This window comes from Enterococcus sp. DIV0176, from assembly GCF_050528535.1.
GTDB classification, from domain to species: domain Bacteria; phylum Bacillota; class Bacilli; order Lactobacillales; family Enterococcaceae; genus Enterococcus_B; species Enterococcus_B thailandicus.
On sequence record NZ_CP172879.1, the window covers coordinates 1715769 to 1738017 of the forward strand.

General features: G+C 37.0%; 18 protein-coding genes and 1 other annotated feature. Of the genes, 1 reads left to right on the forward strand and 17 read right to left on the reverse strand.

Annotation, left to right across the window (positions count from 1 at the left end; translation table 11 throughout):
* Positions 1-164 precede the first annotated feature (164 nt).
* The 9 genes from IGJ66_RS07995 to IGJ66_RS08035 all read right to left on the reverse strand — a co-directional run bounded on the left by IGJ66_RS07995 (position 165) and on the right by IGJ66_RS08035 (position 13713).
* Positions 165-2318, reverse strand: a complete 2154-nt coding sequence (locus tag IGJ66_RS07995; RefSeq protein WP_270346432.1) for a peptidoglycan D,D-transpeptidase FtsI family protein — start codon at positions 2316-2318, stop codon at positions 165-167.
* Positions 2319-2620: 302 nt separating this feature from the next.
* Positions 2621-3460 carry a MurR/RpiR family transcriptional regulator gene (locus IGJ66_RS08000; protein ID WP_067480948.1) on the reverse strand — a complete coding sequence of 280 codons (840 nt, stop codon included), beginning with the start codon at positions 3458-3460 and terminating at the stop codon, positions 2621-2623.
* A 156-nt stretch (positions 3461-3616) separates the two neighbouring features.
* A complete protein-coding gene (gene thrS, locus IGJ66_RS08005) occupies positions 3617-5557 on the reverse strand; it encodes a threonine--tRNA ligase (protein ID WP_430616475.1) in 1941 nt (646 codons plus the stop codon).
* Between the two features lie 65 nt (positions 5558-5622).
* Positions 5623-5826: a binding site (T-box leader), on the reverse strand.
* Between the two features lie 51 nt (positions 5827-5877).
* Positions 5878-6057 carry a 2-hydroxymuconate tautomerase gene (locus tag IGJ66_RS08010; RefSeq protein ID WP_067480942.1) on the reverse strand — a complete coding sequence of 60 codons (180 nt, stop codon included), beginning with the start codon at positions 6055-6057 and terminating at the stop codon, positions 5878-5880.
* Positions 6058-7499: 1442 nt separating this feature from the next.
* A complete protein-coding gene (locus IGJ66_RS08015; protein WP_430616476.1) occupies positions 7500-8510 on the reverse strand; it encodes an esterase/lipase family protein in 1011 nt (336 codons plus the stop codon).
* Between the two features lies 1 nt (position 8511).
* Positions 8512-9510: an alpha/beta hydrolase gene (locus IGJ66_RS08020; RefSeq protein ID WP_430616477.1), complete on the reverse strand. Its 999-nt coding sequence runs from the start codon at positions 9508-9510 to the stop codon at positions 8512-8514.
* Complete coding sequence (locus IGJ66_RS08025; RefSeq protein WP_430616479.1) at positions 9507-10682, reverse strand: MFS transporter; 1176 nt, start codon at positions 10680-10682, stop codon at positions 9507-9509. Before IGJ66_RS08025 ends, IGJ66_RS08020 begins: the two co-directional genes overlap by 4 nt.
* Before the next feature lie 120 nt (positions 10683-10802).
* The gene (locus IGJ66_RS08030) at positions 10803-11636 is read right to left on the reverse strand and encodes an AraC family transcriptional regulator (protein WP_430616480.1); all 834 of its coding nucleotides are present in this window, start codon (positions 11634-11636) and stop codon (positions 10803-10805) included.
* A 298-nt stretch (positions 11637-11934) separates the two neighbouring features.
* Positions 11935-13713 carry a heavy metal translocating P-type ATPase gene (locus tag IGJ66_RS08035; protein WP_271026795.1) on the reverse strand — a complete coding sequence of 593 codons (1779 nt, stop codon included), beginning with the start codon at positions 13711-13713 and terminating at the stop codon, positions 11935-11937.
* 230 nt (positions 13714-13943) lie between these two features.
* On the opposite strand from IGJ66_RS08035, the gene helD reads away from it, so the two are divergent.
* The gene (gene helD / locus IGJ66_RS08040) at positions 13944-16223 is read left to right on the forward strand and encodes an RNA polymerase recycling motor HelD (protein ID WP_430616481.1); all 2280 of its coding nucleotides are present in this window, start codon (positions 13944-13946) and stop codon (positions 16221-16223) included.
* Between the two features lie 408 nt (positions 16224-16631).
* Here helD and IGJ66_RS08045 read toward each other — a convergent pair whose 3' ends face one another.
* The 8 genes from IGJ66_RS08045 to yhbY form a co-directional block, all read right to left on the reverse strand.
* Positions 16632-17276 carry a hypothetical protein gene (locus IGJ66_RS08045; RefSeq protein ID WP_430616482.1) on the reverse strand — a complete coding sequence of 215 codons (645 nt, stop codon included), beginning with the start codon at positions 17274-17276 and terminating at the stop codon, positions 16632-16634.
* Between the two features lie 196 nt (positions 17277-17472).
* Positions 17473-18192, reverse strand: coding sequence for a YebC/PmpR family DNA-binding transcriptional regulator (locus IGJ66_RS08050; RefSeq protein WP_067480918.1), 720 nt, complete (start codon positions 18190-18192; stop codon positions 17473-17475).
* Between the two features lie 134 nt (positions 18193-18326).
* On the reverse strand, positions 18327-19493 hold the full coding sequence (locus IGJ66_RS08055) for a nucleotidyltransferase (protein WP_430616483.1): 1167 nt from the start codon (positions 19491-19493) through the stop codon (positions 18327-18329).
* Between the two features lie 78 nt (positions 19494-19571).
* The gene (locus IGJ66_RS08060; protein WP_067480913.1) at positions 19572-20312 is read right to left on the reverse strand and encodes a class I SAM-dependent DNA methyltransferase; all 741 of its coding nucleotides are present in this window, start codon (positions 20310-20312) and stop codon (positions 19572-19574) included.
* Position 20313: 1 nt separating this feature from the next.
* A complete protein-coding gene (gene rsfS / locus IGJ66_RS08065; RefSeq protein WP_231885363.1) occupies positions 20314-20697 on the reverse strand; it encodes a ribosome silencing factor in 384 nt (127 codons plus the stop codon).
* Between the two features lie 2 nt (positions 20698-20699).
* Positions 20700-21287 (reverse strand): bis(5'-nucleosyl)-tetraphosphatase (symmetrical) YqeK, encoded by a 588-nt coding sequence (yqeK, locus tag IGJ66_RS08070; protein WP_067480910.1) that lies wholly within the window; start codon positions 21285-21287, stop codon positions 20700-20702.
* Complete coding sequence (locus tag IGJ66_RS08075) at positions 21277-21924, reverse strand: nicotinate-nucleotide adenylyltransferase (RefSeq protein ID WP_067480907.1); 648 nt, start codon at positions 21922-21924, stop codon at positions 21277-21279. Before IGJ66_RS08075 ends, yqeK begins: the two co-directional genes overlap by 11 nt.
* Before the next feature lie 13 nt (positions 21925-21937).
* Positions 21938-22249, reverse strand: coding sequence for a ribosome assembly RNA-binding protein YhbY (yhbY, locus tag IGJ66_RS08080; RefSeq protein WP_067480904.1), 312 nt, complete (start codon positions 22247-22249; stop codon positions 21938-21940).

A 22249-nucleotide genomic window follows, 5' to 3' on the forward strand; every position in this document is an offset into this window, starting at 1 on the left:
TTTTTTATTTCAACCATCATTCATTGATAAAATCCAGTTCATTTCGTTTATTTTTTTATTTTGACAAGTAATTTCACTTGAAAAAAGTTTTACGCTGTAAAAGGAAAAGCCAAATCAAACTAGTTTAAAACTGGTTTGATTTGGCTTAAAATCGCCTGAACAAATTAGTTTGCTAAATACATATCATAATAAGCATCTGTGATTTCTTTGGCAATTGTTAAATTCATATGGTCTTTTTCATCCGTTAAGTTCGGTAAAACGACACTGATTGCAATTTCCGGATTATCCGTTGGCCCATAAGCAACCACATTACTGTTCACTGTTGTGATGTCAGGATGACCCTCTGCAACCGTTTCAGCTGTACCAGTTTTTGCTGATAGATCCATTTTTGCACCAGCTAAGGGCTTACCGGTTGTATACCCTTCTGTTCCATGGACTACTTGATAGAATCCTTCTCGAAGAATAGCCATATTTTCAGGCGAAATATTTACTTCATTTTGAACAGTTGTTTCGATTTTTTTCTTTTGTTCACCTAAGTTACCATTTTCATCATTTCCATAAATTCCAGAAACAATATGTGGTTGAATTCTCTTTCCTCCATTGGCAACAGTTGAAGCATATTGAGCCAATTGGATTGGTGTATACGTATCAAACTGACCAAATGCTAAATCGGTAAAGTTACCAGATGTATACCATTCACCGTCATTGTCCGCGTTAAATTTCTTCATAAAGTCAACTGAACGAGAAATTCCAGCTGATTCATTAGGTAAATCAATTCCTGTAGTCGTTCCCAACCCAAATTCTTTAAAAGAGGTTCGTAGTTCATCGTAAGCTTTTGTTTCTTCATCAAGGCCAGGAAGTCCCATGTTAGGTGTATATTCTAATCCTAACATTTTTAATGCTACTTTGATCATATACGTATTCGAAGATAATTCGAGTGCTTTCACTGCATTTAGTGCTATTTGACCACTTCTGTTAAAGACAGAACTTTTTTCAGCAGAACCTTGTAATTGAATGGGTTCGTCAATCAAGACCTGGTTTCCACTAATAACACCAGTTTTCCAACCAGCTGCCAAAGTACCAGCTTTGACCACTGACCCTGGCGTGAATGCGTTGGTGATTGTTCCAAGAGCATTCTCCGTGATTTCTCCTGAACTTTCTTCATGGCTAAAGCCAGCTAATGCTAATACTTCCCCAGTTTGTGGATTCATCGCAACTGCGTATGCACCTGGTGAATATTTGGCTTTGCCGCTATCAACTAAAGCTTGGAAGTTCCGTTTTAAAATTTCATCCACTTTATTTTGAAATTCTGCATCAATCGATAATTTTAAATTTGAACCTTTTTCGCCAGCAAAAATTTCTTTTTGACTTGAAACATTTCCTTCGTTATCTAATTTCACTTCATATTGTGTTTTTGTTCCTTGTAGCACATCTTCATATTGTTTTTCCAAATAACTTTGACCAACACGATCATTTCGTGAGTATCCTTTTGCTAAATAAGCATCAATATCATCGGCAGGCAATCCTTGTTTTTCGGTTGTTACACTACCTAGAATACTTTTCATCGAATCGGCAGCTAAATACTCACGGGTCCAATCAACACCAGTTGAAACCCCTGGTAACTCTGAAGCATTTTCAGCAACAACTGCTAATTCACGATCTGTTACACCAGAATTTTTGATATAAACCGTATTTAATTCATACGCGCTGTTCATTCGTTTGAAAATGGTTGCCATCTTTAATTGTTCTTCATTGAAATTGATTTCTTCGTCCGTTACTTTCTCCACTGTTGCTGCATATTGTTGACTATTATCTAGTTGTTTTTCAGTAGAAGAAAGACGTTTTGTTGCTTCCGCTAAATGATCCGCATCTGCTAACCAAAAATCCTTTTTATCACGAGCTGTTAATGAGTCATCAGCTGGCACATCAATTAGTTCGTTCAATTTTTTTGTTAATTTCAATAGGTCCGTTGACGTCATCTGTGAGCCTCTTGTAAAAGTGATTGCCTGATTTGCTTGATTTTTTACTAAAGCTTTTCCAGTTGCATCGTAAATCATCCCACGAGGTGAACTTTCTTGAACGGTAATTGTTGAAGATGATTTAACTTTGGCTTCCATCGTCTCACCATCAACGATTTGTAAATAACCTAACCTAGCAATCAATGCTACGAATAACGTAAATATAATAAAGAAGAGAACATTTAAACGAAAAGGAACGTGGGAACGCCGATAGGGTTTATTCCTCGGTTCTTGTGTTCCCTTTTTTAACTTGTCAAACCAAGAATTATTCTTTATTTTTTTCATAAAATCTTTCATTATTTCCTATCCTTCCCGCATACTTACATTCACGAAAAATTATACCCAAAAAAGTATGAATAACAAAGAAAAAATCATCAGATGATGAAATTCTTTAACGAAATTCAAGATACCAGAGTTTTTTTGTTTCACACTAGGTGGAACACAATCAAGGAAGCTTGACTGAAAACTCATAATTTTAAGTGTTTTTTTGAAAACAACGTTTCCCATTCCTGTGAAACATCTACAAAAAACTTAACCTTGTGGAAAACTTTCTCCACACAAGTTTTCTTTTTCACGAATCAAATCCAGCTTTTTTACGCTCATTATTTAAAATATTGCTGAATTGCTTCACGTGTTTGAGCCACTTTCTCGCTTAAGTACTCATTTTTTGCCATATAGAAATAAAAAATGATATCAACTGTCGCAAATTGTGCCAATAGTGAGTTTGTGGCCGCACTTCGATTCGTGATTTCTTTAGGGCGAGAAGTTTGTACAGTTACATCTGCTAATTTACTTAATGGATTGTTTCCAAATTGAGTTAACACGATTACTTCGATATTCAATGATTTTGCTAACTCTCCTAAAGCAACGACATCTGCACTCTTTCCCGAATTCGAAACGAGCCAAAGGACTTTTTTTTGTTCGTTGCTGACTAATTGAGGCAGTAACACATGGATATCTTTTTCAAAAATAATCGGTTTGCCCACTCGCGACCACTTTTGCAAAATATCTTCAACAACTAAAGACGAGGCGCCCACACCATAAAGGAAAACCGTTTCTGCTTCTTCTAAACTTTGAACAACAGTCCGGATGGTTTCTTCCTCCAAAATATCAACGGTTTCTTTGATTGCCACTTGTGCATTATTTCCAAGTTTATTTTTGATTGAATAAAACGATTCATTTGGTTCAATATCACTAAACCCTTCAACTAATCCTGTTTGTAATTCCGTTGAAACGGTAATTTTGAAATCCGTTAGACTTTGAAAGCCAATTTTTTTGGAAAAACGAACAACTGTCGGTGCACTTGACCCAGCTGCTTCGGCTAAATCATTCGCAGTCATTGTCGGAATTTTTTCTACATGATTGATAATATAATTGGCAAGTTTTCTTTCCGCAGAAGAATATTCTTCCATCATACTTTCGATACGACTAATTACGCTCATAAGTCACCATCCATTTAATTAGAGTCACTTTAGTATAACATACGAAAAATTTTTTCATTTGATTCCACCAAGAAAAAATTGGTTAATTTGTTCGAAAAATCCAAAATAAAAAAAGGCTAGGACACTTACGCATCCTAACCTTAGCAAAAAAATCGTTTAGCCTTCACGACTGTAGTTTTTCACTTCAGCAACCATTGCATCAACAAAAATATTTAAGTCTTCAACAGAAGTTTCTTTACTTCCATAACGACGAACGTTGACAGTTGCATCATCCATTTCTTTGTCCCCAACAACTAATTGATAAGGAATTTTTTGTGTTTGTGAAGCACGAATCTTGTAACCCATTTTTTCATTACGATCATCAACTTCCACACGCAAGCCCTTCATTTGAAGACGTTCTTTGATTTCATAAGCGTAATCACCATGTGCTTCGACAGAAACAGGGATAATTGTTGCTTGGATTGGTGCTAACCAAGTTGGGAATGCACCTTTGTATACTTCTGTTAAATAAGCAACAAAACGTTCCATCGTTGAAACGATTCCACGGTGAATAACTACTGGACGATGTGTATTTTCGCCATCTTCGCCTACATATGTTAAGTCAAAACGTTCTGGTAACAAGAAGTCTAATTGAATAGTTGACAATGTTTCTTCTGTTCCTAAAGCTGTTTTTACTTGAACGTCTAATTTTGGTCCGTAGAATGCAGCTTCACCTTCTGCTTCAAAATAGTCAAGTTCTAATTCATCCATTGCAGCTTTTAACATTGTTTGGGCTTTTTCCCACATTGCATCGTCATCAAAATATTTCTCTGTATTGTTTGGATCGCGATAGCTTAGACGGAAACGATAGTCTGTGACGTTAAAGTCTGCATAGACAGCAACCATCAATTCAAGTGTGCGTTTGAATTCGTCTTTGATTTGATCTGGTCGTACAAAAGTGTGTCCATCATTCAAAGTCATTTCACGTACGCGTTGTAAACCTGAAAGTGCCCCAGATTTTTCATAGCGGTGCATCATTCCTAATTCAGCAATACGAATTGGTAATTCACGATAAGAATGGATATTGTTTTTATAAACCATCATGTGGTGAGGGCAATTCATTGGGCGCAATACTAACATTTCGCCATCGCCCATATCCATTGGTGGAAACATATCTTCTTGATAGTGGTCCCAGTGTCCAGATGTTTTGTACAGTTCAACATCACCCATAATTGGAGTGTATACATGTTGATAACCTAAGCTAACTTCTTTATCTACAATATAACGCTCAATTGTGCGTCGGATTGTTGCACCTTTTGGTAACCAGAATGGTAATCCTGAACCAACTTCAGGTGAAACCATGAATAAACCAAGTTCTTTTCCTAGTTTACGGTGATCTCTTTCTTTTGCTTCTTCACGTAAGCGAATAAATTCTTTCAACTCTTTTTTGTCGAAGAATGCTGTTCCATAGACACGTTGCATCATATGGTTATCTGAATTTCCGCGCCAGTAAGCACCTGCCACTGATAATAGTTTGAATACTTGGATGCGTCCAGTTGACGGAACGTGTGGGCCACGGCATAAATCAATGAATTCACCTTGTTGGTAAGCAGTAATTACTTCATTTTCTGGCAATTCAGTAATTAATTCTACTTTATAAGGATCGCTTGCAAAAACTTCTAGTGCTTCTTGTTTTGATAACACACGACGTTCAATTGGCAAGTTTTCTTTAACGATTTTCATCATTTCAGCTTCAATGGCTGGCAAATCTTCCGCTGTAACAGGATTTTCGCCATTGTCAGTATCATAGTAAAACCCAGATTCAATCGCTGGGCCTACACCAAAATGAATACTAGGATATAAACGACGCATTGCTTGAGCCATCAAATGGGCGGCAGAATGACGAACTAATCCAAGTGCGTCTTCGTGATCTGGTGTAACAATTTCAATTGTTGCATCTTCTTCAATTGGACGATCCAAATCAACTAATTGGCCATTCACTTTACCTGCTAGTGCTTTTTTAGCTAAACTTTTTGAGATGCTTTCAGCAATTGCTAAGGTTGTGATGCCAACCTCAAACTCTTTGACTGCGCCATCTGGAAAAGTAATTTTTAACATAGAAATTCCTCCTTTGAATTTTGATTGAGTCGATTCGACAAAAAAAGCCCTAGTATCTAAACAGATACTAGGACGAAAATTTCGTGGTTCCACCTAATTTTGAACACAAAAGATGTGTTCCTCGAGCGTGTTAACGGTCCGACCGCCTTTGTTTCAACAAAGGTTTCGAAAGTGGTCATCCTTTGGTTTTCTTCTGGAAAAGTTTCAGCCTAGCTTTTCCTCTCTAATAGAAGACTCTCAAATTCAGTTGTCTTTCTCATCAATCAATTATGTGTTTATTTAACCACTAATATTTAGAAAAAGCAAGTATGAAATCAGACTTATTTTTTCCATTCTCCATTTACACCATAAGTACCTTTTTTCATTTCATTGATAATGACATGGATATGCTCTTTTGGTGCGTCCGTATTTTTATGAACAGCCTCAGTGATATCTTTCATCATATTTTCTAATTGTTCTGGGCTACGTCCTTCGACTAATTCGACATGAACAAACGGCATTTCCTTCACCCCCTTTCGCGATAGTTTTCTTTCTTAAGACAAAAATAAAAATGGATGACATACATCATATAAATCATCTACGTTTTAATTTGAATTCAAGTACTAGTTTTTCAACTAATTAACCTTGTTCTTCCGTACTTTATATTAACACAAAAATAGGGATCGATTTTACTTGTTTTGAGACATTTTTATGGAACAGAAAAAAACTTTCTAAAATAAAAAAGCAGTCAAAGTAAATTTATTTTGCGTTTCACTTTTCGGAATAATCACATACAAAAAAATAAAAATTAAGGAGTATTTTTCCTTAACGCCTGTTTGTCTTTTGAAAAAAATAAAACAGACTGGATATCATACCAAAATTGCATGTAAGAAAATAGTGCTCTATCCATAAGCAAACTAGCATCAATAAAACAAAAATGAGTTGAACTACATAGAGCCTTTTCTTGGAATTTCTTTCAGATGTCGTCGAATAGATCGTTTTTCTCATTTATTTTTATTCCTTTTATTTTGTTCCGTTCTAGCTTAATATTACTCGTTCTGGATTGTTCTCCTGCAAAACCTTTTGTTTTTCATTTTCAGCAAAAAACTCCAAGCTTAGCTATCCCATTATGTCATACTCAGTTCTGCTTTGCTTGTGATAATCATCCTGTTATTTGCTGTCATTAGTTTCTTGTTAAATAAAGGAGGTATGACAAAAATCTTGTCATACCTCCTTTTGCCGAATAAGCGATGTTCCCAACGCAACTCCTCTCCACATCATTCACAACTGTCCAAAAATATGAAAAGTTATTTTTGTCAGTTTCTCGCTATCTGTTCAGAGCTAAGCAGTTTGCGCCACAACCTTATTCACGGTGTTCCCAAACTAACTCTTCGAGATAGCTTACATTCACTGCAAAATATAAAGAGCTATTTTGCGTGCTTGCTCGTTATCTGTTCGGAGCTAAGCAGGTTGCGCCACAACCTTATTCACGGTGTTCCCAAACTAACTCCTCGAGATAGCTTACATTCACTGCAAAATATAAAGAGCTATTTTGCGTGCTTGCTCGTTATCTGTTCGGAGCTAAGCAGGTTGCGCCACAACCTTATTCACGGTGTTCCCAAACTAACTCCTCGAGATAGCTTACATTCACTGCAAAATATAAAGAGCTATTTTGCGTGCTTGCTCGTTATCTGTTCGGAGCTAAGCAGGTTGCGCCACAACCTTATTCACGGTGTTCCCAAACTAACTCCTCGAGATAGCTTACATTCACTGCAAAATATAAAGAGCTATTTTGCGTGCTTGCTCGCTATCTGTTCGGAGCTAAGCAGTTTGCGCCACAACCTTATTCACGGTGTTCCCAAACTAACTCCTCGAGATAGCTTACATTCACTGCAAAATATAAAGAGCTATTTTGCGTGCTTGCTCGCTATCTGTTCGGAGCTAAGCAGTTTGCGCCACAACCTTATTTTACAACGTCTTGACTATCGTCCGGCTCATTTGCTTCTATTTTTGCATCACCAGCATGAGCAGGTTTTGTTCCATATTTTTCAGTTAACTCTAAACCCTGAACTTCTAACGCAGGATAGTACTCTTTATTTGCAGCATTCAGATCTACATTATTCGTTGTTCCATCACGTAAAAATGTTTTGACCAATTCATAAATACCATTATCTGCCATCTCACCGACATGTGAAATCACCTGATCAGGTTTATGATAAAATTCTTGAGGAACAATTGTTTCCCCAATTGTTCCATTAGGAAATGAGGCAAGATGCTTCACATCAGCTGGTGTTGTTAGTTCATCATTTTTTGAAATAATTGATAGATAATTTATGCCATCAGGAAAAGCGGAAGAATTAATTCGAGTTAAGAAATCTGATTCCCGTGTTGCTTGTCTAATTGCTGGAACAAAAGGAATAAAATCTGGAATTTCTGGCAACCCTTGGAATGGTGCTCCTAAAGCTACATACGTTTCGACATTTTGAGCCATGAATGTAGGACGATAATGTAATGCCCATGCTGTTGCTAAGTTTCCCATACTATGAGCAACAATCGAGAGTTTATGATCTGGGTATTTTTCTTTCAGCAACCAAACAGCAGCTGCAACGAATTTCCCAGAGTATTGTAAGTCTGTCGTATTCCTCTTTGGTAAAGTAATTGTCGCCGGAATAAATTCATCTTCTGGTAACTGGGCACCATACGACCACGACCACGCACCAAAACCAGTATTGTCTTTACCATTGACTAGCAAAACAATTTCTTTCTTTTGGCTAATCAAGTTTTCGTCTGGATACACCCATAAACTGTTTTCAACAATGTCCTGATTTAGCTCTTTAAATTCAAGTTCACTTTCATACGATTTAGAACTAGCATACACGGGATGTTTAACATGTTTAATGCCTGTGGCAATACCAGCTACGCCTACTAGAGTAATGACAAAACAAACAAGTCCATTTCTTTTATTCCATTTCATCCTAATTATCCCCTTTCAAAAAAGTAATTCCTTCCAAAATCCCCTCTTCTGCTTCATCATAAATACCGATTTTATCCATAAATGCATGAATGACTCCTGGATATACGGTCATTGAACCTTCTGTCTTTGCAGCTAGCAACTTTTCAGCAAATGATTCTACTTGCTGTCTTAACGGATCAAATTCACCGACGATGATTTTTACCGGTGGTAATTGGGACAAAATCTTATCCGAAGCGAATAGTGGTGAAATCAACTCATTTGAACGATTGATTGAAGCCCCACAATACCAATCTTCAACCTGTGCCTCCAAAGACGAGAACCCATTAATATACTCCGTAACCAGTTCTTTTTCTTCTTCGCTTTGCGTTTTGATCGCACGCGTATCCCAAAATTCACCTTTTCCTGTTGATGTCAGGTCAACAACAGGATAGTAAGAAACTATTTTTTTTACATAACCAGTGGTCATAATTGACGCATCTAAAATAGCTACGCTGATTGCTAAATTCCCGCCTGCTGAATCACCAGCAACAAAAATTTTGTCTGATGAAATATGGAATAAATGACCTTCCGTTGCCAAAACTTCAACCACTTTATAACAATCCATCAATCCAGCTGGAAAAGGATTCTCTGGACTTAAGCGATAGCCAACAGAGACTACTGCCAAATCTGCTCTATCAGCAAATGTTCTACAAATTTGCTCTACATTTTGGATTGAGCCCCCAAAGAAGCCTCCACCATGATAATAAACTAAAACGGGTAATACTTTCCCTTTAAGTTTTTCCTTGCGATACACTCTTACGGGGATATGCCCCTTAAGTACCGTGTCCTCAATTAGCAGGCTATGCGTTGTGATGTCTTTAGCTGGCCACCCCATACCATCTCTCATTTGAACAATCGTTTGTGGTGTGCTTTCTGTATTCGATTGTCCTGTCGATGGCATTAGCTCCTCTCTACTCCCAGAAGTTAATTTTCCAACTAAGTTTTTTCTTTCAATGTTCATTGTTCCATTACCTTCTTTACTTTTTTATTTTGTGCTTGAATAAATAGCTGATAGATTACTGCACTAATAAGCAACAAAGCACCTGACAACAAAAAGGTTGTTGATGTCGTAGTGATTCCAGCCAATTTACTGAAACCTGATATAATTGTAGGATTTAAAAACACGCCCAGATTAATTCCAACTAACAGACAGGTGGAAGCAATATTTTGAGAAGCAGCGTTGCTGACTTCTGCCACTTCACTAAAGACCGTTGGGTTAATTAATCCTTGGAAAAATCCAATAGCAATCACTAACAAAGTAACTAGCACCAAGTGATTCACTAAACTGAGACTTCCAAGTGCAACACCAAGACACGCAACAGCAACCGGACCAGTAAATGACTTCAATCCTTGTTTTACTTTTCCAAAAACAATTCCACTAAAAAATCCACATGCAGTTAAAATGGCTAAACTCAAGCTGGCTTGTGCTGGTGTCCCAATCCCTATTTCGATGAATAAAGAAGCCAGTTTGAAAATTGCAGTCATGAAGAAAGCATAAACAAAAAATAGATAAACTGAATAAAAAATAACTGCTCTTTCTATTGTTACTTTTTCATCTGATGCATTTTCTTCTAAGTCTTGTTGGCCATTCGGTACGACAAATCCAAATAAAATGATTGGAATAATCGCAATGAAATACACAAGATAGCTTAAATGCCAGTTGAATTGTAATAACCATCCTGCAATCAGGCTAAAAATGGTACTACCTAAAGCTGTTAACGCTCCTTGGTATCCCAATAAGCGATTCCTTTCCTCACCACTGTAGTATTTGGTAATTAAAGAATATGCTAATGCATTGAATAAACCTATTCCGCAACCAAGCAAGAATCGTGAAACCAATAAAAGAGTATAGTTTGTTGTAAAAGCTGGTGTGACTCCTGCTAAGAGGGCAATCGTTAGCCCCAGCAATACAGTCGGTTTGTCACCAATTTTTCGAGTAATCATTGGAGCAATAAAAACAAATAGAAAAATACCAAAATTGGGGACTGACATTAATAGTTCAATTGAACCAGCACTTCTGTTTGGAAACACTGATAAGATATCTGGCACAGTCGCCGATACAGCTGGCGCGACCATACAGATTAGGGATATCGACAAAATAGCAAATTTGAATAATGGGTTATTCTTACTCATACTAAAAAACCTCCAATTTATTTAGATAGCGCTTTCTATACTTGAATATTAGCTCACGCGATTAAATAAAATAAGAGGCTTTCCTGCTTACTATTAGGGCATATCCTGACCTTTGGATGCTTAGCGAAAGAATTTTGCCGTCTGATTATAATATTTTTTTAGTGTTTTATTTAAAGACTTTGTACTGGCAAACCCTGTTTCTAAAGCAATTTCTTCAATCGTTCGATCTGTTTCGCGAATCAACTGTATCGCCTGATAGCTCCTAATCAATTCTAAATAGCTAATGATTGAAACACCAACTTTACTGTTAAAGTAGCGAGAAAGGTACCCTTCTGATAAATAAAATTCATCAGCAATCATTGAAATTTTCAAGCGTTGATCAGAATTTTTGTGTATATAGTCTAATATTTTGTAAATTTTTTCATCCAACAGATGGCTTGAATTTTCTGCTTGTTCAATAGCAAATTCTTTGACGTACATTCCCAATAGTTTCAATAAACTGGCAGTAATCATGACATTGTTTATTCTATCAACTGGTTTCTTGACTAACTCAAACAGCGAATCAAGCTCTGAAATAAACATGGCATACTGTTTCTTGGTAACACTCTCTTGAGAAATTTTTGATTGATTTATCCTAAATTTTGCTATATCCGGAAAATATTTTTCAATCCACGGTGTTGGAAAAATAATTGTAAGTACACTATCCGGATAAGAAGTTTCCTTGATATTTCGTATACCATGTATTTCAAACGGATTGACAAATACTGCTTCACCTTCATTAACTGTATAATTTTTTCCTTCGATAAAGTAACTATCAACCTTTCCTTTAGCGACATAAGTTATCTCAATCTCTTTATGCCAATGACGCAAAATTTGTGTTTCCTCGGCCTTTTGGATAATAAAGATAGCTGGAAATTCACTGTTCTCAATAAACTGTTCCGACTTATACTGCATCAACTGTAGCCTCCTCACCATTCATTTCTACAAACAGAACCACTTTTTCGTTTGATATGTTGGTTTCTCTTTTTCACTAATTATAACACCCCTTATTCTCTACACTTGCTAAATAAAAGAAAAAAGGATTAGTTGGCTACCACCTAACTAATCCTCATTTATTTTCTTATCTTGTTCCTACCCATTTTCAAAGTTGACAATCCCTAACAAAAATGAAACCCTTACTCACTTAAAAAACAGCCTGAATCACCAATAATCACTTCTCACAACCAGGTTTACTGCCTTCATTTGAGTGCAACTATTTTTTTGCACGTAACGCACTTAAAATCGAGACTGTATCAACTACTTCTTGTAACATAGCTCCCAAGAGTGCAGGGATTATTCCAAAACTTGCGATCAACATGAGTGCAATACAAATAAAAATGCCAATTAAGACTGATTGGCGTGCAATACGCATCGTTTCTTTGGCAATCAAAACAGCTTCAGGAACCCGTGTCAAATCATCTTTTAAAATGACTACGTCTGCACTTTCGCTAGCGGCTGTTGCACCATGTGCCCCCATTGCAATACCAACATCTGCTGCACTTAGCGCAGGTGCGTCGTTCACGCCATCACCTACCATCGTTACTGGTCGTTGTTTCTCAGGGACATCCGCTAAAATCTGCCATTTATCTTGTGGTAAACATTGCGCATGAACCGTCGTGATTCCGACTTTTTTGGCGATTGTTTGCGCCACAGTTTGATTGTCCCCAGTTAGCATCATCACCTGTTTCAAGTGGAAATCTTTCAGTTGCTTGATGGCATTTGTTGCCTCAGGACGAATCACATCTGCAAAGTGGATTGTGCCAACAAATTCTCGATCAAAAGCAACATAAATAATGGTTTCTTCCGAAGCAATTTCGGGTACGCCCAGCCATTTGGCTCTGCCAACTTGAAGAAAGTGATTATCAATTCTTGCTTCTATTCCTTGACCAACAATTTCTTTTAATTCTGAAGTTGGCAACAGTTTTTGATTTTTTGCGTAGCTAACTAATGAACGAGCTAAAATATGGCTTGATTCTTGTTCTGCACTAGCTGCATACATTAGTAATTCTTCTTTTGACAATTTACCAGCTGGTTGAACTGCTGTCACTTCCAATTGCCCCTTGGTGATTGTCCCGGTTTTATCAAAAGCAATCGTTTTAGTCACTGCTAGCTTTTCAAGCGTGGTGCCATTTTTAACAACGATTCCATTTTTACTCGAACGACTCATTCCGGCAACAAGTGCGACGGGCGCTGCCAAAATTAAGGGGCAAGGTGAAGCAACAACTAAGACTTCGACAAAACGATGTGGATCACCTGAAAGCCACCAAGCGATTCCGCCAATGAAATAAGCTACCAATGTAAATGGGACTGCATAGCGATCTGCCATTCGGACAAACTTTGCAGGTTTTTCTTTCGATTCTTGAACCAGATTAAGAATCAATTGATATTGGCTATCTGCAGCACGTTTTTCGACCCGCATTTCTAATGAACGATCACCATTGATTGAACCAGACAATAACATATCACCAATATTCTTAGTAATGGGTTGTGATTCACCTGTTAGTGAAGACTCATCTATTTCCGAGCTTCCTTTGATTACTCGCCCATCAACAGGGACTGTTTCACCCGGTTTAACAACTAGTTTATCGTTGACTTCGATTTGCTCGACGGGTAATTCTTGCCAATTTCCATCAATCCACTTATGTGCTGTTTGAGGTGTATTATCAAGCAGTGCTTGTAACTCTTTACTAGCTTTTTGATTCGCATAATCTTCTAGACTATCGCCACCCGTTAACATAATCAAAATCATCAAGCTCGCCCAATATTCTTTCACTATTAACGTTGCTACAATCGCTGTAATTGCTAAAATATCGACGCCATATTTTCCTGAGCGTAATGTTTTGATCATTTCGAGGAACATCAAAAAGGCAAGAATACCACCAGTAACTGCAATCAAGAAAAATGCCAGTTGAGACTGATGAAAAATAAATTCACTGATTAACGCTATCCCACCAATCAATACTGTTAAAAGAAATTTTTTTAAATGTGTCATCTTTCTCAACCTTCTTTCACTTTCAAGCATAGGCGTTCTTTTCTCGTTTTTAAACTAATACGTGCTAAATGAAAATAACTATCATTCTTGTTTATTCTTTCCTTTTTCACACATTACTTTGACTAAGCTGTTACCAAACTTTTTTTCAGTAACTTTTAAAAAATACCTTTTTTCCCATAATTGTGCTATACTTTTAGTTCGTTATTTAAGGCGGAAGGAGCAAATAAGCCATGAATGAAAGACAAATGGAACAAGCACATGTGGACGAAACCGTTCAATTAATCCAGCTTGAACAAAAATTATTAAACAGTAAGCAACAAGAATTGACCCAAGAAATGAATACCTCAACAAAGGAAACAGCTAATCACCGTATCCGTGCTGGTTCTAATGAGTCATTTTACGAGTCTGCTGTTGAATACCGCCAACATGAACAAGAACTACTGTTAAAATATCATACTCTCGATGCACAACAGCATCGTTTACAGACTTTAGATGTCATGCAAGGGAATCCCTATTTTGCCCGCATTGATTTTAAAGAAGAAAATGAAGCAGAAACCCTTTATTTAGGGATTGCTTCTTTACGTGATTTGACCGAAGAAACAATTGTCATCGACTGGCGCGCACCAATTGCCAATCTTTATTATGAAGGTGAAATCGGACCTGCTTACTATGAAACAGATGTCGAACGTATGACCGTGGAGTTGTTACTTAAACGCCAATTCAAAATCCAAGACGGCGAGATTCTCTCAATGGTAGACACTTCTGAAGTAATCAACGATGATTTTTTACTAGAGATTTTAGATGAAGCTTCAAGTACCCATATGAAAAATATCGTTTCGACAATCCAAAAAGCACAAAATGCAATCATCCGCGATACAACTAGCAAAGTAATGCTGATTGAAGGAATCGCAGGAAGTGGAAAAACTTCTGCTTTGCTTCAACGAATTGCTTTTTTACTGTACCATAATCGGAAATGGTTAGATGCGGAACACGTATTGTTATTTTCACCCAACCATTTATTCTCAGACTATATTTCAACTGTCTTACCTTCTCTTGGTGAAAGTGGTGTCCCAACCAAGACATTTAGAAGCTATATAGAAGAACTGCTACAAGATTATTCGCTAGTTGAAGAAGATCAACAAGAACATGGTTTTTTATTTGGAAAGAATGATCCAATCCACGACTTAAAAAATGGCTTAACACTAGTTGACCATATCAATAATTATGTGAAGGCAATTACGAATTATGGACCTTTATTCCGTGACATGAAAATCAATGGACGAGCCATTCTCGCAAAAGATTCTATACGAAAATGGTACCAAGAAACAAATACTTTGCTACCATTGCATCAACGTCTTTCTCTGCTGCAAACAAAGCTACTTAAAAAATTAGGTGGCTTACAAAAAGATGAAACGCGTCAACAATGGGTGAAAGATTTGGCTGAAGAACAATTGCAAGAATTATACGCAACTGATCCAAACCTTGAGTACACAGAGCAAAAAGAAAAATCTTTACGCAAAAAACTGGCAAATCAAATCGTACGTAAAAAATTTCGTCGTGTTCATCGTGGTATTACCAGCTATCAATTTGTGAATATGCCTAAACAATATCTCCACTTTTTACAAAGTGTTCCAGAAAAAGCACTGGTTTCCCATGGGATTTCCAAAGAACAATGGACAAAACAAATTGCTGAGATTCGTCTAAATTTCCGTCAAAAACAAATGAAACAAGAAGATGCTGTTTTATTCTTCTTGCTAATGCGTCGCACATTTCCAGTAACAATCACTCAGAAAGCTCGTTATGTTTTTATTGATGAAATGCAAGATTTCGCACCTTCACAGGTTGCCCTGCTTCAAGCACTTTATCCAAAAGCAAACTTAACTTTCTGTGGCGATCTCAATCAAAATGTCTTTGGTAATGAAACCATCGTTGGTTCTCTTCCACAGCTTTTTGACAATCAAGAGGTCACACGTTTCCAATTAACAACCAGTTACCGTTCAACTAAAGAAATCACTGACTTCGCAAATCATTTCTTATCCAAAGAAGATCGTGTCGAAACAACTGCTCGAAAAGGTGATAAACCAGTCATCATCGAAGCTTCAACTGCTGAAAAACAACTTCATTGGTTTGAAGAAACACTTGAACAAACGCAAGCCAAAGCAAAACACTGGCGGACAGCAATCATTGCTAAAACACAAGAGGAATGTGAACAGTTATATGAACAATTCCCTGAAAGTTTGAAACAACAAGTTCAATTGATTCTTGATGAGGAAGACTTTATGAAACGTTCAATTATTCTGTTACCTGCCTTCTTGGCAAAAGGACTTGAATTCGATCGCGTCTTCTTATGGAATATTAACGAAGAGCAGTTCCACACAGAACAAGACAAGCTAATTTTGTATACTATGTGTACACGCGCAATGCACGAATTAACACTGTTTACGTCCTTCAATAAGAGTCCATTATTGAAGGCAATTGATTCTTTGACTTATAACAAAAAAGTGATTTAAAGCATTTTACCAAAAAAAGGGGTACGACAAAAAGCTTGTCGTACCTCCTTTTTGAATATACGAATAAAGGTTATTCCAAAACAACTCCTCGGCATAGTTTGCATCCACTTCAAATTATGGAAAGCTATTTTAAATAAAGCATCCTTATTGCTTGGAGCTGCAACCTCATTCACCGTATTCAATAAGTAACTTCTTTCAAATAAGTCTAAATTTGACAAAAATTTGAAAAATCATTTCTGAAAATTTCTCCTTATTTCTCGAAACTGACTATTTCTGTCACAACCTTACAATAATCTAAAGTAAAAAAAGAGAGAAGCATCAGCGTCAGCCGATGTTCCCCTCCCATCTTAATATGTTTATGCTGTACCGATTACCAAAAAATTAGTATCTGCACCGAAAATTTTTATATTATTCAGGTATCTGCAAATCTGTTTCCGGATATTTCAAACTAACTAAAGTCACGATCATTCGTAATTCTTCAATGTTTTCTGGAAATTCGGGATCAAATATTTTACTATGACGCCCCACTCCACCATTGTCGATCAAACGATAAATTCGATTCCAGTCAATAAATTGTTCAATTGTTTGAAAATGACTGATTGGATATCCTCCGCTGTCCAAAATTTCGGTCAAGCGAAACACGAGATAGGCACTGTCGATGATTTTCTCTTTGGATGAAGTAACAGTTGAATCTTGTTCAATCAAAATCTTCTCTGGTTGATGTTTCAGACTCCATTCTAACAACAAAAAGAAAGCTTCCATTCGATACCCCTCGTTAAACAGCTGGAAAGAGGTTTCAGCATTTTTAAACAAGAGTGGAATCAAATAATTCTTTTGATAAATGAGCATGGGTACTCGATCAATTGCACATTCCAAATAACGATTCAAATAACCTATCCCAGTATAATTTCCTAAACGATAGCCTTCTACACCAAATCTTGCATACTTATGTGCGATACTTGAGCAATCAGCAATATTTACCGCTAATTCTTCTACTTTTTCGTAACCGCTTAATATTCTATCGAAAGGTTCCAAAATTATTTTTGCTTCCATCATTATTCCTCGCCCAAATTCCAATATACTCTGTATCATTTCAAAATAATACCTGTAACCTTATGATACCACAGGTGAAATGGAATAAAAAACAAAAATCAACTAGTAAAATCTTTCCTTCATCAAAAAAGAAGCATGGCATCAACCTGCCATACTTCTTTGATTTGAAAAAAGTTTGAACAAACTAGGCAAACGCCTAATCGTCCAATTCAACGTTATGGAAAATATTTTGAACATCTTCAAGTTCATCTAACGCATCGATCATTTTTTCAAATTGTACTAAATCATCACCAGTTAAAGTGATTTCAGTTTGTGGTAACATTTGAATTTCTGCAATCGAAAATTCTGTAATGCCTTTTTCTTTCAATGCTTCTTGGATAGCGTGGAAATCAGGAACTTCACCATAAACGATGATTTGTCCTTCTTCTTCGATGACATCACGAACATCGATATCTTTTTCCATTAAATATTCAAGAATTTCATCCGCATCGTCGCCAGCAAAACCAAAAATAGCTGTGTTATCAAACATATAAGAAACGGCACCAGAGACACCCATGTTTCCGCCGTTCTTACCAAAAGCTGCACGAACATCTGCTGCAGTTCGGTTCACATTGTTTGTCAATGTATCAACAATCACCATCGAGCCATTTGGTCCAAATCCTTCATAGCGCAATTCAGAATATGTTTCGTCTCCTGAACCTTTTGCTTTTTCAATGGCGCGGTCAATAATATGTTTAGGCACATTATAGGTTTTCGCACGATCAATAACGAAATGTAACTTTTGGTTAGCGTGTGGGTCAGGTTCACCTGATTTCGCTGCCGCATAAATTTCAATCCCGAATTTTGCATAAATTCGACTGTTGTTTGCATCTTTAGCAGTTTTCTTTGCCACAATATTAGCCCATTTACGACCCATATTTTCACTTCGCTTTCTCTTTTTCTAGTTCCGTAACGCAAAAACGTCCTGTTTCATTATACTTGTGAATCCTAATTCTGTGAAGCTTTTTTTCATTATTCCCATTTTATCAAAAAATCAGCAATTTATTTTCTCTATCCCTTGATTAGAATTGGCATTCGGCCAAAATTTTGTTCAATCAACTGACTGTTCGCTAAACAATAAATTTGATCGCTACGAATTAATAACTGTGCTTCTGTGGCTTCTTTTTTCCCTATTCGTGAATAGACATGACTAATGTCTTGTTTTTTTTCTTTCAGAAACTGTCTCCCCGCTTCAGTAAATCCTAATATGTGAAGATAATTTTTTTCTTGCTGCGCGAAAATTTCAGATTCCGTTATATTTAATAACACGTAGCACGCCAATCGTTGGATTCTTGTCCAAGTATAACGTTTCGTCTTAACCAAAGATACGAAAGAATGAAAGTCTGTAGATTGCTTCGCAGCTTCTTGTAAGCGAACTTCTAAGCCTTCCGTCATTTGATAAATTTCCTTCAATTGTGTTACATGCGTCGATAATAATTTATAACGCAGATATGGCCATAATTCATCCCAAGTTTGAGTTGGTTTCGTTAGTAAATCGTGAGCTGTTACTTCTGGAACAACGTGTTGAATCTCCGCTTGCCTAGCAACAGCTCCTCGAATGGCAGTGGCACTTGCGATCGTCTCATCAGCAATTTCTTTTTCGTGATAACCAGCACTTTTTCTTTCAATCGGATGCAGTGCCATCGGTCGTTCATACCTTGCATTTTCTTTGGCATAACTCAAGCCCAAAATATGGTTAGGTGAAGCAAAATCAAGCTGTTCATCTTGCAGTAGTGTGCGAAAAACTTCTGTCATTTTTTGTGGATAGCTGATTTTTTGATTGGCTAAATTTTGAAATGCCTGATCAATTTCACGTTGGTTGTCCCAAACAAATTTTCCAAATGACTCGTAGTCAAAATGAGTCGTATTTTCTGTTCCAAAACATAATGAGTCACAGCCTAAATCTTGCAACAACCTCACTGCACCTTTTGCAAAATAATCGGCAGATTGAACTGCCCATTCAACCGGTAATTCGATAACTAGATCAACGCCATTTTGTAATGCTTCATTTGCACGCTGCCATTTATCAAGAATGGCCGGCTCACCTCGTTGCAAAAAATTACCACTCATCACAGCAATGACGACTTCCGCATTTGTCTGTTTCCTTGCCATTTCTGCGTGGTAGCGATGACCATTATGAAATGGATTATATTCTACAATTAAGCCACAACTTTTCATCAGATCCCTCCCCATTACTCTTTTTCTAAGGAAAACAAGAAAAAAGAGCAGCGACATTTGTCACGGCTCTTTTTAAATTCATTCTTTATAGGCTACAAAGAACCAGCGTTTCGTTTCTTCAGTTGGTGTTTCATCTGTAAAATCACCATAAGCTTCTACTTTTGAAAAACCACTATTTTCTAACATGCGCAAATAGCTTTCCATTGAATACGTGCGTTCTTGATGAAGCTCGTCTTCACGGATGAATTTTTCAGGCTGATCCAAATCCTCTACAAAAAAGGTTAAGAAATGTTCAATACTATGTGGTTCTTTTCCTGGATAACTGTCCCATAAAAAAGCAAACTTTTCACTTTGATAGTGATAGCTATATTCTGGAAAAACCGTATCTACTTGATAAACAGAATGTACATCAAATAAAAAACGTCCATTTTCTTCCAAAGCTTGATATACTTCATCAAAAACTTGTTGAACTTCTTGCCCATTTTCCATGTAACATAATGAATCTGAATAACAAGTAATTGCTTCGTATTGTCCTACTTCTGAAAGATCTAACATGTTTCCTTCAACAAATTGGATTGCTGTTTCTTGCTCAAAAGCGCGCTGACTTGCCATCATTAACATATCTTCCGACAAATCAAGTCCAGTCACATTATAACCTGCTTTTGCAAATTCAACAGCTAATGCACCCGTACCACAAGCAAGCTCTAAAATGTTCTTTGTTTGCTCAGGTAAGTGTCTCTTTGAAAATGCTAACCATTGCTGATATAGCGCTTCATCCATTACTTCATCATAAATAAAAGCGAATGTTTCGTAAGCCATATTAATCCAACCATTCAGAAATGTTTACAAGTGGTGCATCTGACCATAATTTTTCTAAATTATAAAATTCTCTTTCAGGTGCGTGGAAGACATGGACAATCAAGTCACCAAGGTCAATCAAGATCCATTTTCCGCCTTCTTTTCCTTCAATGCGTTTCACTTCGTAGTTATTTTCTTCTTCTTTGTCAATAATTTCTTCTGTAATTGCGTTCATTTGACGTTCACTGTTCGCTGAACAAATCATAAAATAATCTGCCAATAACGAAACTTCTCTCACGTCAAGTGCTAAAATATCTTCTGCACGTTTTGAATCTGCTGCTTTTACCGCAATTTGTAATTGTTCTTTGCTATCTATGATAATTTCCTCCTTAACATTTGGTGACAAATTTATTTTTTCGCCACCCAATGATTGTATGTTTCGATTGTTTTTGGATAAATTTGTTGTTCTTGTTCAATTAAGTGAGCTAATGTGTGCTTTGTTTCAAAAGCAACTGCTTCATCTAAGTCGACTAATGCAATTTCGCGCGCGTCTTCTACCCCAGGGAAATTTCTGCCTGGTTCAATGTAATCAGCAACATAAATGATTTTATCCAGTAAAGTCATTTTTGCTGCCCCAGTTGTATGCACTCGAATAGCATTTAAAATCTCGGGATCAGTAATGCCCAATTCACGTTCAACAAATGAAGCACCCACAAGTCCATGCCAAATCGCATTGCCATAATTCAACAAATCAGAATCAAATCCATCACGTTTGATGACTAGTATAAACTCATCATCCGGACGTTCTTTTGCATAATCATGGGTCAACGCTGCAATACTAGCTTTTTCTGGTGAACAACCATATTTCTCAGCTAATGCTACCGCCATTTTTTCCACGCCTAAGACATGTTGAAAACGACGTTCACTCATTCGCATTTGGACTTTTTGCATCAGTGTTTCGCGAGTATCTGCAGTATAATGACTACTATAATCCATGTTGATACAAGCCTTCTTTCTGAATATAATCAACTACTTTGTCAGGAACTAAGTAGCGGATAGAGCAACCTTGGCGAACTTTTTGACGAATCTTGGTCGAACTAATGTCAATTTCAGGTACATCGACCCAAATGACCGGATACGGTGTTTCGACTCCATAACCAGCACGCTTGATACCTACAAAATGAACAAGATGAACTAATTCATCAATTTTGTACCATTTTGGAAGATACTCAACCATGTCACCGCCGATGATGAAATAATAATCTGTATCTGGATTGTTCTGCGTCAAGGCTTTCATCGTGTCATAAGTATAACTTTTCCCACCACGGCTCAATTCAACTGTTTCAATTGCCAAAAATGGATTGTCTTCGATTGCAAGCTCGAGCATATTCAAACGATGCGCTGCCGGAATCGTTTTTTTCTCATCAATATGTGGTGGTTCATAGGATGGCATTAAAAATACGCGATCCAGTCCTAAATTTTGTCCAACTTGTTCAGCCATAACCAGATGTGCCAGATGGACAGGGTTAAATGTTCCTCCCAAGATTCCAACTTGTCGTTTTTTTTCAAAAACTTGTGGCATTTCTTTCGGAAAAACTTGTGAACGAACAAATAGATTAGCCTGCGTACTCATTAACGACCACTCCTTAGATTGCTTTTACTTCTCGTGAAATGCGTTGGTATTTTTCTTTACTTGATGGTTTATATAATACCAATACACGTCCAATGATTTGAACAATCTCACATTGAACTTCTTCTTCTAAAATTCGTGCAACATCTTCCGCGATTTCATCTGTATTTTGTAGCAAAGTAACTTTGATCAACTCACGTTTTTCTAATGCTTCATTGATTTGAACAAGCATTGCTGAGTTGATTCCACCTTTTCCAATTTGAAAAATAGGTTGTAGGTGATGTGCTTGACTACGTAAAAAACGTTTTTGTTTTCCTCTTAATTCCAT

Coding starts and splice junctions, on each gene's coding strand:
- IGJ66_RS08000 (WP_067480948.1), bottom strand. CDS start 3,460: ATGAGCGTAATTAGTCGTATCGAAAGTATGATGGAAGAATATTCTTCT.
- thrS (WP_430616475.1), bottom strand. CDS start 5,557: ATGTTAAAAATTACTTTTCCAGATGGCGCAGTCAAAGAGTTTGAGGTT.
- IGJ66_RS08010 (WP_067480942.1), bottom strand. CDS start 6,057: ATGCCGTTTGTTCATGTCGAATTAGTCGAAGGACGTAGCCCAGAACAA.
- IGJ66_RS08015 (WP_430616476.1), bottom strand. CDS start 8,510: ATGAAATGGAATAAAAGAAATGGACTTGTTTGTTTTGTCATTACTCTA.
- IGJ66_RS08020 (WP_430616477.1), bottom strand. CDS start 9,510: ATGAACATTGAAAGAAAAAACTTAGTTGGAAAATTAACTTCTGGGAGT.
- IGJ66_RS08025 (WP_430616479.1), bottom strand. CDS start 10,682: ATGAGTAAGAATAACCCATTATTCAAATTTGCTATTTTGTCGATATCC.
- IGJ66_RS08030 (WP_430616480.1), bottom strand. CDS start 11,636: ATGCAGTATAAGTCGGAACAGTTTATTGAGAACAGTGAATTTCCAGCT.
- IGJ66_RS08035 (WP_271026795.1), bottom strand. CDS start 13,713: ATGACACATTTAAAAAAATTTCTTTTAACAGTATTGATTGGTGGGATA.
- helD (WP_430616481.1), top strand. CDS start 13,944: ATGAATGAAAGACAAATGGAACAAGCACATGTGGACGAAACCGTTCAA.
- IGJ66_RS08045 (WP_430616482.1), bottom strand. CDS start 17,276: ATGGAAGCAAAAATAATTTTGGAACCTTTCGATAGAATATTAAGCGGT.
- IGJ66_RS08050 (WP_067480918.1), bottom strand. CDS start 18,192: ATGGGTCGTAAATGGGCTAATATTGTGGCAAAGAAAACTGCTAAAGAT.
- IGJ66_RS08055 (WP_430616483.1), bottom strand. CDS start 19,493: ATGAAAAGTTGTGGCTTAATTGTAGAATATAATCCATTTCATAATGGT.
- IGJ66_RS08060 (WP_067480913.1), bottom strand. CDS start 20,312: ATGGCTTACGAAACATTCGCTTTTATTTATGATGAAGTAATGGATGAA.
- yqeK (WP_067480910.1), bottom strand. CDS start 21,287: ATGGATTATAGTAGTCATTATACTGCAGATACTCGCGAAACACTGATG.
- IGJ66_RS08075 (WP_067480907.1), bottom strand. CDS start 21,924: ATGAGTACGCAGGCTAATCTATTTGTTCGTTCACAAGTTTTTCCGAAA.
- yhbY (WP_067480904.1), bottom strand. CDS start 22,249: ATGGAATTAAGAGGAAAACAAAAACGTTTTTTACGTAGTCAAGCACAT.